Source organism: Bacteroides sp. AF39-11AC, assembly GCF_003474285.1.
In the GTDB taxonomy this organism is placed as follows: Bacteria; Bacteroidota; Bacteroidia; order Bacteroidales; family Bacteroidaceae; genus Bacteroides.
Map to the genome: position 1 here is coordinate 386,166 of NZ_QROH01000003.1, position 15,873 is coordinate 402,038.

General features: G+C 44.8%; 10 protein-coding genes. All 10 read right to left on the reverse strand.

The features are described 5' to 3' along the window. Nucleotides 1-59: 59 nt before the first annotated feature. A complete protein-coding gene (locus DW036_RS07170; protein WP_118462460.1) occupies nucleotides 60-4,052 on the reverse strand; it encodes an SUMF1/EgtB/PvdO family nonheme iron enzyme in 3,993 nt (1,330 codons plus the stop codon). Between the two features lie 25 nt (nucleotides 4,053-4,077). Beyond that, entirely contained in the window at nucleotides 4,078-4,977 is a 900-nt protein-coding gene (locus DW036_RS07175; RefSeq protein WP_118462462.1) for a PQQ-binding-like beta-propeller repeat protein, read from the reverse strand. Between the two features lie 18 nt (nucleotides 4,978-4,995). Then, nucleotides 4,996-5,871: a 3-hydroxy-5-phosphonooxypentane-2,4-dione thiolase gene (lsrF, locus tag DW036_RS07180; protein WP_118462464.1), complete on the reverse strand. Its 876-nt coding sequence runs from the start codon at nucleotides 5,869-5,871 to the stop codon at nucleotides 4,996-4,998. 25 nt (nucleotides 5,872-5,896) lie between these two features. Next, entirely contained in the window at nucleotides 5,897-6,511 is a 615-nt protein-coding gene (locus tag DW036_RS07185; RefSeq protein ID WP_118462466.1) for a DAK2 domain-containing protein, read from the reverse strand. Nucleotides 6,512-6,514: 3 nt separating this feature from the next. Further along, nucleotides 6,515-7,522 (reverse strand): dihydroxyacetone kinase subunit DhaK, encoded by a 1,008-nt coding sequence (locus tag DW036_RS07190; protein WP_007214669.1) that lies wholly within the window; start codon nucleotides 7,520-7,522, stop codon nucleotides 6,515-6,517. Nucleotides 7,523-7,542: 20 nt separating this feature from the next. Further along, complete coding sequence (locus DW036_RS07195; RefSeq protein WP_025726315.1) at nucleotides 7,543-7,860, reverse strand: VOC family protein; 318 nt, start codon at nucleotides 7,858-7,860, stop codon at nucleotides 7,543-7,545. Between the two features lie 23 nt (nucleotides 7,861-7,883). Continuing rightward, nucleotides 7,884-8,564 carry a hypothetical protein gene (locus tag DW036_RS07200; RefSeq protein WP_118462468.1) on the reverse strand — a complete coding sequence of 227 codons (681 nt, stop codon included), beginning with the start codon at nucleotides 8,562-8,564 and terminating at the stop codon, nucleotides 7,884-7,886. 33 nt (nucleotides 8,565-8,597) lie between these two features. After that, complete coding sequence (locus tag DW036_RS07205; RefSeq protein ID WP_118462470.1) at nucleotides 8,598-9,755, reverse strand: hypothetical protein; 1,158 nt, start codon at nucleotides 9,753-9,755, stop codon at nucleotides 8,598-8,600. 19 nt (nucleotides 9,756-9,774) lie between these two features. Beyond that, the gene (locus DW036_RS07210) at nucleotides 9,775-11,568 is read right to left on the reverse strand and encodes a YVTN family beta-propeller repeat-containing protein (RefSeq protein WP_369906072.1); all 1,794 of its coding nucleotides are present in this window, start codon (nucleotides 11,566-11,568) and stop codon (nucleotides 9,775-9,777) included. Nucleotides 11,569-11,759: 191 nt separating this feature from the next. Continuing rightward, the gene (locus tag DW036_RS07215) at nucleotides 11,760-15,869 is read right to left on the reverse strand and encodes a hybrid sensor histidine kinase/response regulator transcription factor (protein WP_118462474.1); all 4,110 of its coding nucleotides are present in this window, start codon (nucleotides 15,867-15,869) and stop codon (nucleotides 11,760-11,762) included. Nucleotides 15,870-15,873: the final 4 nt, after the last annotated feature.

Sequence of the window (15,873 nt, forward strand, 5' to 3'; positions counted from 1 at the left end):
ACTATGCGGTATGATAGCGCAGCCTATTAATCACTAATCACTAAACCCTAACCACTAAATTAATCTTCGATAATCACACGGAAGCCTACATTATATACTTTCTGCCAAGGCAAATACGATCTGCGGTAGTATGTGGTGGACGCTTTCGGATGATCATTCCATGATCCGCCTCTAACCACTTTCTCCGTACCCGTACCTTGCACCTTTTCATTGTAAGGATAAGGCAGATAATCAGAGGACGTCCATTCGGCAACATTACCCTGCATATCATAGAGTCCCCACGCATTAGCTTGGTACTCACCGCCTTTCACCATCAGCATATTGCCGTCATCCACACCATTCTCTTTAGGTTGATAAGTATAGTACTTATACCAGGGATCATTCTCCTTCATCGGCATCGGATTTACTCCCTTCACCGCCATTTGATTCAGGTGCTTGTCAGCCAGATTCTCAAACTTACCAAAGTCTGTGTTTAAAGAACCATACCAGAACTCACCGTCGCTACCTGCACGGCAAGCCCACTCCCACTGAACCTCGGTAGGAAGAGTAACAGTCTTACCGGTCTTTTCACTCAGCTTCTTGCAGAATGCCATTGCCTCTTCCCAACTCACACGGATGGCAGGCTGTTCAGGGTTGTTGGCAGGATAGCCCTGGTGTACATGGTCTTTCCACAACTGGCGGATAAAGCGGCTGTCATGTTCCGGGAAGATCGTGCGGAACTGTTCATTGCTGACTTCAATCTCACCCATCCAGAATCCTTTCTTCACAACTTGCTTATGAGCAGGAGAGTAATCGGAATGACCTCTGTTACTACCCATCACAAATGAACCGGCAGGAACACGGACAAAATTCATTTTTATACCCGGAGCTAATTCAATGCTCATTTTCGTTTCTCCTTCTTTGGCAAGCATAGTCTGGGCAGCGGCTTTATCAAACGGCCAGCCTTTGACTTTTACATCCTTGTCTTTATACTCCTTCTTTTCCGGTTTCACTGGAACCGGTTTCTCTTGTCCTTCCAGGTATTTGGCATACGAACGGATCTCAGCCTGCCAGTCTACACCGGAGCGGGCATATTTCTCCGTCAATTCCGTACGGCGGCTGATTTGTTCCACTCCTTTAAACTCATTGGCTTTGAACTTGCCATGATAAGGAGCATTGAAGTCAATCCAGTTATACAGAGCTTGCCATTCTTTGTCAGTCAGTTCCACTCCATGATGTCCCGTCTTTAATATCTTGATCAACGGACTCACGGAAGCATGATATTCATACGGATCGAGCACTTCAATCTCTGCTTCCGGACCTTGACGGTACACATAAGGATGCAGATTCAAGTAACTGACTCCGAAACCGGAGAACTTATCTATCTTCCCACCTGTAAAGTCAGCCAGTTTATTGGAACCATCGTGGCAGGCAATACAAGCACGATCCAGCACAGGCTGTACTTCCAGATCAAAAGTGAAAGAACGCACGCCACCTTCGGGCTTCGTAATTTCATGGGGAGCCATAGCCGAAGCTTTCACACGTTTCGGTATAGGCAATTGGTTCTGGTCTTCGTGGCAGCCTACACAAGAAACTGTTTCTCCCGGCATACCGGTCAGCCAGCTGCGCATCCACTGAATGGCACGTCCTTCCGAATCCAACGGCTGCAATGAGATCGGTGTATTGGCAGGAATCTTAAATATCGCAGAGCCGTCTTCTTCTACAGGAACGGTACCCAACAAGCGCTTGATATCCCAGCCGCTCTGAACACCCTGCGCCCAATGGTCCGACGGAGTTCTGTTATAAGCATACTCATAAGCAAGCACACGGAATGCTTTTACTGTACCACGGGGCACACCTTCCAGACCTTCACCCTCGTATATATCCTGAATAAATACGGTAGCCTCTTTACTGGCCAGATTAATCTTTTCAGGAATCACAGGAGGTACCGGACGCTGCACAACCGGAGTCGGGCAAATAAGACCTTCACCTTCAAATTCGGCAATCAACGTGAGGTTATCGTATATATCGATCAGATAGACTCCCCACAGGGCACTTTCATTCAGCTTGGCAGTAACCAGGAAATATTTATCCGTCAATGGATAAGGCTTGATAAACTGAGGCCATACGCCATCCACCAAACGGTCTTTTACAATCGGTTCTATCTTACGGTCGCGGAAAGGCAATTCCTGTAACATACCTTTCTCTGACTTACGGCTCTTTGAAGGATCAAACAACATTAAACGTCCGGAGCGTGTCACACCATGGTGACCGGAAATCACACCGATAAACTGTGATGAACCACCGGGCAGCGGTTTGGCATCAAACGTACTGTTCGGGAAGTAAGAACCACTACCATACAAAGACTTCTGTTCCGTTCCGTCCGGATTCATGTGCATTACAAAGCGAGAGAAATAGTGAGTCAAATCCGTATATTCCCAACGTGTATACATGATACGGCCATTATTCATAACCGTTGGCGCCCAGTTAGCATCCTGGTCAAAAGTCAGACGACGCAAAGAACCATCTTTCGGATCATACAAGCACATATTGCCTACTTCGTCATTACCATTCACACAAGGTACACCGTTATAACCGATATTAGATACGGCGATAAGCTTACCGGAAGGCAAATAAGTAGCATCAAAAAATTCCAAATCCTTTTCCGGAGTTTCTATGAGCTTCTTCAAACCAGTACCATCCAGCTTCACTTCAAATACTTGCCAGCGGCGGTCGGTATCTATCATAGAGAACATCAGACGTTCAGCATCCCAATGTAGTTTCAAATCAGGAACAGAAGAACCGTTGGTAGGCTTAAAGATAGTACGAGTCTTAACATCTCCACGCAGGTTGGATAACTCTGCAATCTCAGCATTAAAACCACCGCGTGAAGCTGAAGTCTGATTGGACCAGTTGTTATTCTGAGTACCCAGGGCACGCGGATTCACCTGACGGGCAGAAGTACCTATCTTGTAACGACCGACAATTATCTTATCCATATCCAACGCTGTATTTGCCAGCAAGATATCACGCTTCAGTTGCAAAGCTTTGTTGGCAGCTTCCAGGGCAGAAGCCTCATTCTTATAAATGCCGGAGAATCCTTTTCCAATCAGTAGCTTCAGTTCAGCAAGCTTGGCCTGGTTCGCATTCTTATCATAACCGGCATCTTTTGCCATATCGTTATAAGCTTCTTCAATGGCACGCATATTCAGCCAACTCAGGGACTCCTGCAACTGATATACTTTCATGGCCTCCTGTGCCAGATTCAAATAGCCGATAACTTGATCGTCCAAGATCGGTTTAGAAGCAATCTGGGCAATCTGGGCAGTGAAATAGGCTTTATCATTCAGCCGATTAATGACTTCCGTTGCTATATGCTTTTCGATGTCGGCATCATAGGTTGTAACCAATGCTTTCATATCGCTTCCACCGAATGGCAGGAACAAAGTAGCCTCAGTCGGGTATTTAGCAACAATATCCGAAGCAGCTTCCGCACCGGTAATCCCTTGGAGACGAAAAATCACCGTACCCGCAGAAGAGCGGTTCTCCAATCCGATCTCCGCCTCAAAGCGGATATATTTCTTATCCAGAGGAACCACAATTTGTGCATTGGCATTCGCCATGATCGTACGTTTGTAGGTTTTGCCTTTCATGATCACATCCTGTCCTTTGGCATTCTCATTAAAACGCAGACTGCCACTACCTGTTTTCTTGAAAGTACTTTTCAAGTCGTTCAACCAAACGGAAGAGCCATCTGCCGCCACTAATTTAGCATTTGCCCATACAGCCTGGTCATCGCCTGTACCATCTACAGTACCCCAGGTATAAAGCACCATTTCATCCAGTCCGGTTATATCCGCCGAAAAAGGTACTGCCGCCTCTTTTGCCTTAATCACCTTCGATGCAACCGGCAAGCAGGTCTTTTGCATTTCCGTATGGGCCTGATTTTTAGCCGCAGCAATGCTTTCCGCCCACGTAGCAGGCACTTTCACCTTCGCACTTGCCCTTCGCTGTGCCATAGTGGGAAGCGACAGGGCAATACATACAGACATTACTAATAATTTCTTATTCATAATACTTTGTTCTAAAGTTAATCTCCTATTTTAAGTCCGGCAAGCGGAAATTGTCTATATAGCAGGCAGCAGATATCTTACCGACATTCTTCTTATCATGTAAGCTCCACACCACTTTACCGTTTTTATCTATCTCTATCAATTGCGGTTCGTCTACCGTGGTATCTTTGGTATGTCCGTACCAGTTACAAATCAACAGGTTCCCATTCTGCAGTTGCAGGATTTGCCCTACAAACAATAGAGCAACCCCTTCAATATCCTGTGCATTCACCCGTTTCAACTCTTCGCCCGTCTTACGGTCTATCACCATGTAATAATGGTTGTCGCCACAAGGCAGCAGCAGATTTCCGTCAGGAAGTTCAAGAGACGAGAATGCTTTACCGTCAATCTGATGTTCAGCGATGATCTTCCCTTTACGGCTTATTTCCAGCACTTTCTGTTTCGCCATTACCGGTATCAGATAATTCCTGTTCCGGAGCTGGAATACTTGTCTGAACTGGCTGTGGGGTCTTTCCACTTCCAGATTCAATGTTACTTTGTTTACTTCTTTACCCTTCTTATCCAATTCTATGAATTGGGCAGGAATGCCACATATTCCCAATAGTACGCCACCATTCTGCAACAAGGTGGCTGATTGTAATTCCGTCTTGTCCGGTGTTTTATAATCCCAGACCACTTGATGGTCCCACGTCACGAGTTTTGCTCCCCGCTTATACGAATACAAGATTTCCCCCTTCTGAGTCAAAGCAACCGCATTACATTCTTCCCCTTTCTCCAGAGTATGCTGCCATTCCACTTTCCCTGTTTGTTTATCCAACAGCAGGATATTCGAATTTCCGGAACCGGCAACCAAGAGTTTATCTTGTGCTGCCGCCCGAAATCCCATGGAAAGAATGATCCAAATAATTATATAAACCCTCATCATTCTTCTTGTACATCAGTGTTACTTATTCTTCAGTTCATTGAACAGTTCGAGTGCCTGTTCCGGTTTCAGGTTTTCATGTACTACTGCATGAACAGCCTGTATCATGGCAGCAGGAGCTTCCGACTGGAACACGTTACGTCCCATATCCACACCGGAAGCACCTTCGCTGATTGCCTTATAGCACAATTCCAACGCTTCCAATTCGGGAAGTTTCTTTCCGCCTGCAATCACCACAGGAACAGGACATGCTGCCACCACCTTTTCAAAACCATCACAATAATAGGTCTTCACTATATTCGCCCCATTCTCGGCAGCTATACGGGAAGCTAAACCGAAATAACGGGCATCACGCGCCATATCCTTACCTACAGCCGTCACTCCCATCACCGGTATGCCATAACGGGTGCCTTTATCCACCGCCTTGTACAGGTTGGCAACTGTTTTTGCTTCGTGAGCTGCATCACCGATAGAGAGCATGACTGCCATGGCAGATACATTCATACGTATCGCATCTTCAATGTCAATCAAGACATTGTCATTCAATTCTGTAAGAATAGAAGTGCCGGCATCCGAACGAAGGCAAACAGGTTTATTGGTACTGGGCGGTATCACTGTACGAAGAATGCCGCGTGTACACATCAGACAGTCTGCATATTCTATCAACGGCACAATATTCAAATCGATACGCTCCAAACCGGATGTCGGTCCCATAATGAAGCCATGGTCAAATGCCAGCATTACAGTTCTGCCTGTCTTCGGATTGAAGATACGTGATAAACGATCTTTCATACCCCACGGAAGATGTTCCGCTCCCTTCACATGAAAACTATTATTAGTAGAAGCTACCCCCAAACCGAAATTGCAGCCTTCTCTTAAATCATCTAAATCAGCCATTTCTTATCTTTTCATTAGTTATTTACTATAAAGCTTTTGCAAACGCATCAAACATGCACGACCAGGATGAAGCCCCTGAATCCGCATAACCGATAGAGCGTTCGCCGTAATTACGGGCACGTCCGAAGTTTGCCTTCATATCTTTGGTAGCTTCAGCACCTTTCACGGCTGCTTCGGCACCCGCTGTCAGGATAGCCTTCACATCAGCAGAATCACAAGTCTGAATGGCTTCTACCGCCGGTATCAGGGCATCCATCATTGTCTTATCTCCCTGTTTTGCTTTTGTTTGTTTTCTCACACCTTCAAGTCCACCTGCAAACATAGCCTTTACACCCGCCACATCCAGTTCGGTGCCCTCCGCATGGTCGCTCATTCCCAGGAAGAATCCACCCAGTAATGTACTGGTCGAACCACTAATCTCAAGCATCAGGTTAAAACTCATGTCATTCAGCATCGACTTAAATTCAGTGCCCTTATCAGCCGTAGCAACAAGAGCAGACATGGATTGAACGATAGCTGTTCCATGATCGCCATCTCCCAATACCGCATCCAGTTTTGAGAATTCATCGGAGCGCTCCGTAATGCACACCAGCGCATTACGAAGCATCTCCTTGAAATCATCTATAGTCAGTTTATCCATCTTTTATTTACCGATAGTCGTCCAATAAGGAGCATTAGACATTTTATTGTTCAGATAATCGATATGATCGTCATCCAGTAAACCAAGAATCATCTGGAAACCTGCCTGCTCCTGAACAGTCAGCAACTCACCGATACGGGCAGCAGCCACTTCGATTCCGGCATTTTCCAACACTTGATGAGCTTTGCGATAAACGATATTCATCTCCATGTGCGTAGTTGCCCCTACACCATTAATGATTAATAAAGCCTTGTTACCAGCTTTCGGCTGTAGCTTCTTCATCAGTAAACCGATCATTTCTTCGGCTGTTTCATTGGCAGAAACCAGTTGCTTGCGACCGCCGCCACCTTCTCCATGCTGTCCCATGCCGATTTCGATTTCACCGTCCGGAAGATCGGAGATGGTCATACCGTTTTGCGGATGGGTACAGGACTTCATAGCCACTGCTAACGTAGCCAAACGTGCATTGAAGCGTTCACCTATTTCAATAATCTCGTCCAGTGACTTACCTTCTTCAGCAGCAGCTCCAACGATTTTAATCAAAGGAACACAACCTGCCAGACCGCGACGATCTTCGTCCGGTGCATCCAGCCCGGCACTGATATCATCGTGTGTCAGGATAGTCTTTACCTTAATGCCTGTACGTTCAGCCAACTGGCATGCCATGTTTGCACTCATGATATCGCCGGAGTGGTTCAACACCACAAGCAAGATACCGGCCTCACGTTTGAACATCTGCAAAGCCTGGAACAAGCGTTGTGCACCCGGAGCTGCAAAAATATCACCGACTACGGAGCAGTCCAACATTCCGTCGCCCACGAAACCGCTTAATGCGGGTTCATGACCGGAACCACCCAAAGTGATCACAGCTACTTTATCTTCAGCTTTCGCATGTGCACGCACAATAATATTTTCTCCGCCGATGGCTACCTGATTACTATAAGCCATTACATATCCTTCCAGCAATTCAGCTGTCAGATTATCCGGATCATTTATGAATTTATTCATCATAGTTTCTTTCTACTAATTGATTATTTATCAAACTGCATTAACTCCAAAGCAATACCTTCTTCTTCAATGAAAGCAATTGTCAGATTCTCTCCGCCCGGCATCGGTTCAACCAATACTTTTGCACCTTCCAGTTCAGCCGCCAGATCATCTACTTCGTAAGCGATATGTGCTACTTTCTGAATCAGCTCAGGCATCCAACTGCCTTCTTCAAAACGCAAGTATTCTATCTTATTGGGGCTTTCATTAAAGTTAGTCAGCCATACCTTCAATCCTTCCGCATATACCTCACCCGGTTGCGGTGTGGTGGTCGGTACTCCAAAATGATTAATCTTTCTCATGGTATTCTTAATTATTGAATGATTTACAAAGCAGCCTGTCCATTAGTAAAACGCAAACCATCGTTATCATGGTAACATGCCCACTCATCTACAATGGCTCCCTCAGGACCGGCCATCATAAAGTGGAAAGTACCCAGCTCTTTCAGACGGAGGACATCACCCACATTCTGCTTCACAAAATTCTTGCTCTTGATAGGACCGTGAGATGCCGGAACCGCAGGAGCATTCGGTGTTTCATCTCCTACTTCGGAGAAGTTATAAACCCAACCGTGATTTACCATCCACGACTCGTGTTTCGCAGGGAATGCCGTTTTGACATGGGCATGTTCCGGAATCATCTGTCCCGGCAACAAATAAATAGCATGTGCAAAATAGCCATATTCAGGATCGTTTACCCAGAAGATGCCTCCCATACCTACATTCTCAAAGTCGCCCAAACCGAAATCTGTGAACCAGATATCTTTCTCCATCAGCGGAGTGTAAGGCACGCCATAAAATTTAAACATGTCAAGGAATGCTTCTTTAGCAGCTTCCTGATCAAACTTTCCGTCCTTGTAGAAGTCAGCATTCGTGTACTTCTTCTGATACGTTGCCTTTTCCTGTGTCATAACTTGTTCTGTTTTTTTAGATTCTGCCGTACAAGAAACGAATCCCATACCGCAGGCGGCAATTAATGCCAAGGTTAATACTTGCTTTAATCTCATGTACTTATCTATTTTAATGGTTAATAATCAGCCTCAGCAAAGCACTCCCATTCCTTCTATCTCTATCAATAGTTCCGAACGGCACACATCTGTTAAAGTATAGATGGCAGGTAAATCGGGATATCGTTCTGTCACTACCTGTTTCGCTTTTTCCATATCTTCCCAACGTTTCACATACACGCGGAAGGTGATAAGGGTAGCATTCTCCGTAACAGGGATACCGGAACGATTGAGGTTATCACGGGATACCAGATATTCTATATTCTCCAAGGTAGTCAGGGTTTGCTGTTCAATACCAACGCCTTCCAGACTCTGTTCACCACGAATAGCGGCTGTGCCCGATACGTATACGAAACCATGATCCTCTTTCCATACAGCCTTGGCACGTTCGAATTTCGGAGTGGTCTTTTGAGGAAGAGCCGCATCTTTTTTTCCCAATAATACATTCTGTGAGTAAGCATGAGCGGCAATCTGCAAAGGATTATCCACCCCAAGAACCCGGACACTTCTATCTTTACAGAGTAAAGTATCCACATCAATCATAATGCCCCCCCACTGAGTTCCGATACCGGTAGCCGCCGGATAACCAGTAGTCCACTCCACGCCATTATAAAATAGCGAACGTGCATCATTGAAATCCTGATAATGCTGATGTCCGGTTGTATCACAAGCCGTTATCTTTTCAATATAGTTCCATTGACGTATAATTGAGGAAACCGACATATCTTCCGCTTCCAAGACCCCGGCTATTCTGAAGAAAACTTCATGAGATTGCTCGCGGATGCTTTGATGCAGCACGTCTCCCGTCACACCACTCAGGAACAAGCGCTTACAACCTTCTCTTTCGATAGTGATATAAGGCAAATCTCCTTGCATCCGGTATTTAATGTGATCTTGTTCCGTCAACTTCACTTCATGCACTTCCATCAGCAACCCCATTGTCTGAGGGGGTTGTGCCACATAACTTACAGTAGGTTGATTTTCTTTGAAAATTCCTTTCACAGCTTCCCTGATGCAAGCAAAACGGGCTATATATTCTTCATTATCCATCGGTGCATCGAATATTACCATACGTACGGGAGTATGGATAGCCTTATATTCCACCAGCAACTGAGTCAGCATTTTCTCAAATGGAGCTTTATCAACCTGCAGGAAATAATGAATGATCTCTATATTTTCGTGTATAATCATGGCTTTCTTTCTTGTTTTATTAAAGTGAATTCACGTATTCGGCAAGTTCTTCCGCTTCCTTAGCTGATATTTTCTTTTCAATGCCATGCTTATGCACCGTGAACACTTCTTCCATAGTGGCAGCACGTCCGTCAAACAGATAAGGAGCCGTGCGCCAGACTTCACGCAGTGTCGGGGTATCCCACCCATTCTCAAATTCAATATCTTCGCCGATACGGTGCATCTTCATATCCGTATAATAGGGACCGGAATGACATTCGTCGCAATTAAACTTCTCATAAACCTTACGCCCCCGTTTAGCTTTCTCTGAAAGTTCACCATTTACCAGATAAGGGCTGGGAACCGGTTTCAATGACATTAGATACTCATCCACACATTCTGCGAACTCTTCCGGCAGATCACTGAACTGAATGAGCTTATATCCGGCACGAACAGCTATCTCGGCATGAGCACGAATACCAGAAATCATGCAAGGCGGAGTTACATGGGAAAATAACAAGCTCTTGCAATTTTTAGAATTGCCAATGCCATCATTCATCAAATCCCAGTTCATGGCATCCATACGCGCATCTCCCGGATGGCATCCGTTACACGACTGCCAGTTCTGGAAACAATGTTCCGCATCATTAAAGTATTTCTCACCACGCTGTATTCTGTTTTCCGTACGATTCTTCACCATGGCAACCGACTGAACATTTGCCGTATTCAAGTCCACGATATTCAATGTATCAGAGAAATAAGTAGGAACAACAGCTGTTCCATCCTTCAGCATTATACAACGCGGTCCATTACCTACCAACGCTACACGTCTACGCATACCATATAAAAAGCGTAAATCATACGCCAAAGCATCCTTTTGAGGATATTGCTCAAACTTCTGAATAAACGCAGGATAATCTATCACACTGACCTCATGGGTACCGGAGTGACTGACCACAATCTTATCATCCGTGCACTTCACATCCCAGATACCTGCTGCACCCCGTTCCGGTTCATCCAGCAACACGGCACCCTCAAAGTTCAGAGTAGCCAGATTAACGATACTGATAGCACTGGTATTCATCCAACCTTGTTGCAACTGGGAGGTCGGAACCTGGAAACGGCCCAAGTTATGAGTAACCAGCAAATAACGTCCGTCCGGAGAAAGCGACATTCCACGCAAGGCATTGCTTCCGTTGGCCAGTTGAATATCCTTTATCTTCCGGAAACTGTTCATATCAATCACCGATACGCAAGCAGCTACAGTATCTACATCCGCCCGTTGCATAGGTAAGAAATTGGTAACAAACAAGTGTTTGCCTTCTTTATCGAAGACAGCAGATTTCGGTTCACGCAATACTTTCACCGTTCTTACTATATTCTTTCCATTCTTATCCAACTCTGACACTGTGCCGGCAAACTGGTTACAAATATACAGCCTACCATTACCCGTATTTACCAAAGGAGCACAAGCACCGGATGCCGTTTCTACAAAGACTTTCTCCGAAGGATTGGAAGCAGACAGGAAATAAACACCATTCTTATGTTCACCTGCCACTGTTGCATAAATCTGGTCTCCATCTGTAGCAACTCCGGTAGGTATTTCATCCAGTTCCCACTCTTGCAAGCGTTCTTTATAATCTGATGAATAAATAGAAACCTTCTGAACACCTTTTTGAGATACGATCATTCCGGATTTATAAGGAGTGATACCCGTTATAAACAATGGAGTTCCCTCCGGTTGTTCTGTGGTATGAGTAGTAAATGCAAATAGAGATACCACTAAAAACACAGGTATTATAACCTTTGCGATGCTACGACTTTTATACTTCATAGTGATTGAATTAAGCTTGTTTTTCACATCACAAAGATAGGGCATCACTGGTCTGAGGGTTATAAATCGTGTATCATTGACTTGTAATAATGTCTCAAAACAAATGTAGTAAGCATTTTGAGACGGTAGTGGGAATCGTTTGAGACAAAAAAGGCGGAAACTCCTTTCCGCCTTAAATCTTATTTTTCGTCTTATATCTTCTCTTTCTTCGCACTGTTCATCTGTACGAACTCGGTAGGTGTGAACCCATAGAATGCTTTAAACGAATTGGAGAAGTAGGAATGACTGTTGAATCCCAACAAAGTTGCCACTTCCGAAACACTCATATTAGTCTCCTTCAGATAACGCAATGCCACCTCCAGACGCTTATTACGTATCAGTTCCGTGGGAGAAAGCTCGGATATAGCTTTGATTTTGCGGTAGAGATTGGCGCGGCTGATACCGATCTGGTCACAAAGCATCTCTATACCCAGATTCTGATCAGATATATTCTTCTCAATAATCTCATATAGTTTCTGTGAGAAGCGTTCATCCGCCGAGGTAGTACTTACACCTACCACTTCGGGCGAGAAGCGTTTGCCATACAGTTTCTTTAATTGCTCTCTCGACTGCAACAGGCTCTGAATACGTATCCGAAGCACATCCATACTGAAAGGCTTAATAACATAGTCATCGGCTCCTGCCTGAAAACCTTCCTTGATGTGCATCACCATGGAGCGTGCAGTCATCAGTATCACCGGAATATGCCCGATACGGACATCATTCTTAATCATAGAGCAAAGTTCAAGCCCGTTCCGCTTCGGCATCATGATATCACTCAGCACTAAATCCGGAAAGAACTGTATAGCTTTATCATATCCTTTTATACCGTTTGCCGCTTCGATGATTTCATAATCATTTTCCAAAGATTTATGCAGGTAATCCCGTACGTCCTTGTCATCTTCCACCAAGAGAAGCACCGGCTTTTTAGGCGCTATTTCTCCAATGGGAGATGCTTGCGGTTTCTCCACCGGCTGTGCAAATGCCGTATCGCCAATCGTTTCCACAGGCATAGAATCCGTCTCTTCTGCTGTAAAAGCTTCACGGGAAACAGGCAGCAGAACAATAAACCGCGCACCATCCGTTCCATCCTCCCGGTCTTCAATACGGATTACTCCCTTATGCAGCTTCACAATGGAATATACCAGACTAAGCCCGATGCCTGTACCCGGTACATTTACCCCTGAGGTTTCAGGTATCCGGTAGAAAGGTGTGAAAACCTTATCCCGTTCCTGAAGTGGGATTCCACAACCTGCATCCACTACCTGCAACATCATATACAGGGCAGAAGGGGCTACTTCTTTTCTATACGATTCTTCCAACTCTCCCGCCGGAATACATTCTACCGACATACATATATCTTTGCCGGAAGGAGTATACTTGAATGCATTGGACAGTAAATTGAATACGACCTTCTCAAGCAGCACTTTATCATACCAGGCCTGGAACTCCCGGTCCTGGCAATCCAGTGTGAAAGTGATTTCATTAGTTTGCGCTATCTGATTGAACGCACAGTAAATCTCCGTGACAAACTCATATACATTATTCTCCGTGACTTGCAATTCCATCGTACCACTTTGGTTTTTCTGCAAGTCCATCAGTTGATTGACCAATAAAAGAAGCCGTTGGGCATTTTTATAAATGACCATCAGTTTATCCCGCAATTCCATAGTCATATCCATCCGCTTCACCAGTTCTTCAAAGGGAGTGATAATCAGTGTCAGGGGAGTACGTAACTCATGGGCGAAATTCGTGAACAGATGCATCTTCGCCTGATGAAACTCTTCCTGTTGAAGTTTCTCTTTCTGCTCCATTTGCAGCCTTTCCCTCAAGCGGCGGCGGGCATTAAAATAATGGAAGATCGCGTAAAGCACTCCTACCACCAATAATCCATAAAGCAGGTAAGCATACCAGGTAGCCCATAAAGGCGGTGTAATGACAATCTTCAAAGTTTTTCCTTCCTCATTCCACACCCCGTCATTGTTACAGGCTTTGACATGAAAAAGATAGGTACCGGGACGCAGATTGGTATAGTAAGCTGTACTGCGTTCTCCTACATTGTTCCAGTCCTCATCATATCCTTCCAATTTATAGGCATACCGGTTCATATCCGGATTAATGAAATTCAACGCTTTATAGTCTATTGCCAGATTATTCTGATTATACCGCAATCTGATACCCTCCGCTTCATTAAGCAACCCACTTAAGATTCCTGTTCCATCGTCTGCACGCACCACACGATTATTCACTAACAGGTTTTCCAATACAATTGGCGGTACAAAACGATTCATCGGCATCTCCGGTGTATAAAAAGTAATAAAGCCATCATTACCGGTAAAGCACAATGTACCGTCCGGCATGGCTACCCCACCCCGGTATGTAAATTCACGCAAATGAATACCATTATTGAATGGAAAGTTTTTAATCTCCCCAGTGGATGGAGAATAAGAGGAAATTCCCTGCAACGAACTCATCCATAGATTTCCGTCCGCTCCCTCCAGCAATTTACAAATATCCCCTCCCATCAATCCTTCTTTCTCTGTTATCCGGCGAAGTACACCACCGCGTTTATCCAGTTGAAAAATACCGCCTCCATAGGTAGACACCCATACATCACCGGATCTGGTTGATAATATAGAAGATATATAGTTACTTGGAATTTGCATTTCTTGTTCCGGACGAGATGTGCGGAATACAGTCATTTCCCCTGTACGGGTATTAAAACGGTAAAGTCCGGCAGAACGCATACCTATCAATAACACACCGGAACTCTCTTCCGCCATGCAACGAACGGAAGAGAAATGCAATTTCTCTCCTTTCGGTCCGGTAAACTCTGTCTTCCGCTCACCGGCAGGAGTAAAGCAAGTCAGTGCATATCCGCCTTTTGAAGTTCCTACCCATAAATTGCCGTCTGCATCACGCACAATACCATAAATAGCAAGTTCTATGGGATATTTATAAAATAAAGAGAAACGCCGGGTAGCAAGATCAAAACGATAGACCTCACCCAATACCGTACCGCACCAGATACAGTCTTCCTCAGCATATACCGTTTTGATAACATTCGAATTATGTACGGAATAGCTGTCCTTATCAATCAGATAAAACTGCCCTTCTCCTGTCGAAATTTCATATTGAAGCAATCCATACCCCTCAGTAGCTATCCATAATTTTTTCTGTTTATCGACACAAGCCGTTCCATAGATTCCCGTTTGCTGATTCACCGCCTTTCCCGGAGCATGATGAATGAAGCGGTCGGTAAGAGAACTCAGCCAAGTGACACCACCGGCAAAAGTACCAATCCACAACGTACCGGTATGATCACGACAAAAAGCATAAATGGAAAAATGCCCCAAGCCACGCCCAGGTTCGTCATAGCTGCTGACTTTACGAATCTGGTCCTTCAACGGTGCATAAGCATAAATACCATCAAAAGTACCAATCAGCATTTCTCCATCCCATTCGGCAAGACAACGGACATAATTATTCTTCAGACCACTGTTGGCAGATGTATAAGAAGTTATTTTACGGTTACGGACATCAATGCAGTTAAGTCCTCCAAATTGACAACCTACCCAGATACGATGATAAGAATCTTCATAAAGAGTGGAAATACTATTGTCCGGTAAACCGGCACGACGGTCATAGTGATTAATCACCTGCATCTGTTTGTTACACTGGTAAACTCCGTTTGCCGCCGTGCCTATCCAGAAATTACCTGCCTTATCTTCCATCAGGGCAGTGACAGAACTATTGAAGTTTTCCACAAACTCCACCCTTTTAAAGTTGTCTTGTTTGGGAATGTAACAACAAAGTCCGTTACGAGTACCCACCCATACTCTGCCGGAACTATCAACTAAAAGAGAAAGGATACTTGCACTGGAAAGTCCATCTATATTATAATAATTGCGGATATGTTCGGTGCGAAGACACATCCGGCTTAACCCCCGACTGGTACCTATCCATAAATTTTTGCTATGATCTTCGCATATCTCATTGACTTCATTGTCTGCCAAACTCAGAGAATCTCCCGGATGGTGACGAAAGACGGTATATTCACTGCCATTATAACGATTCAGCCCATTACGTGTTCCCAGCCAAAGGTATCCCCGGGTATCTTGGCAAATGGTCATCACGGAAAGTTGGGAAATCCCTTCATTCAGTTTCTGGCTATAGTAAAATGAATATTTGGAATGTTCTGCCCATAAGCACAAAACTGGAAATGAGCAAATTAGAAAGATCATCAATATTTTCGTTTTCATCAGT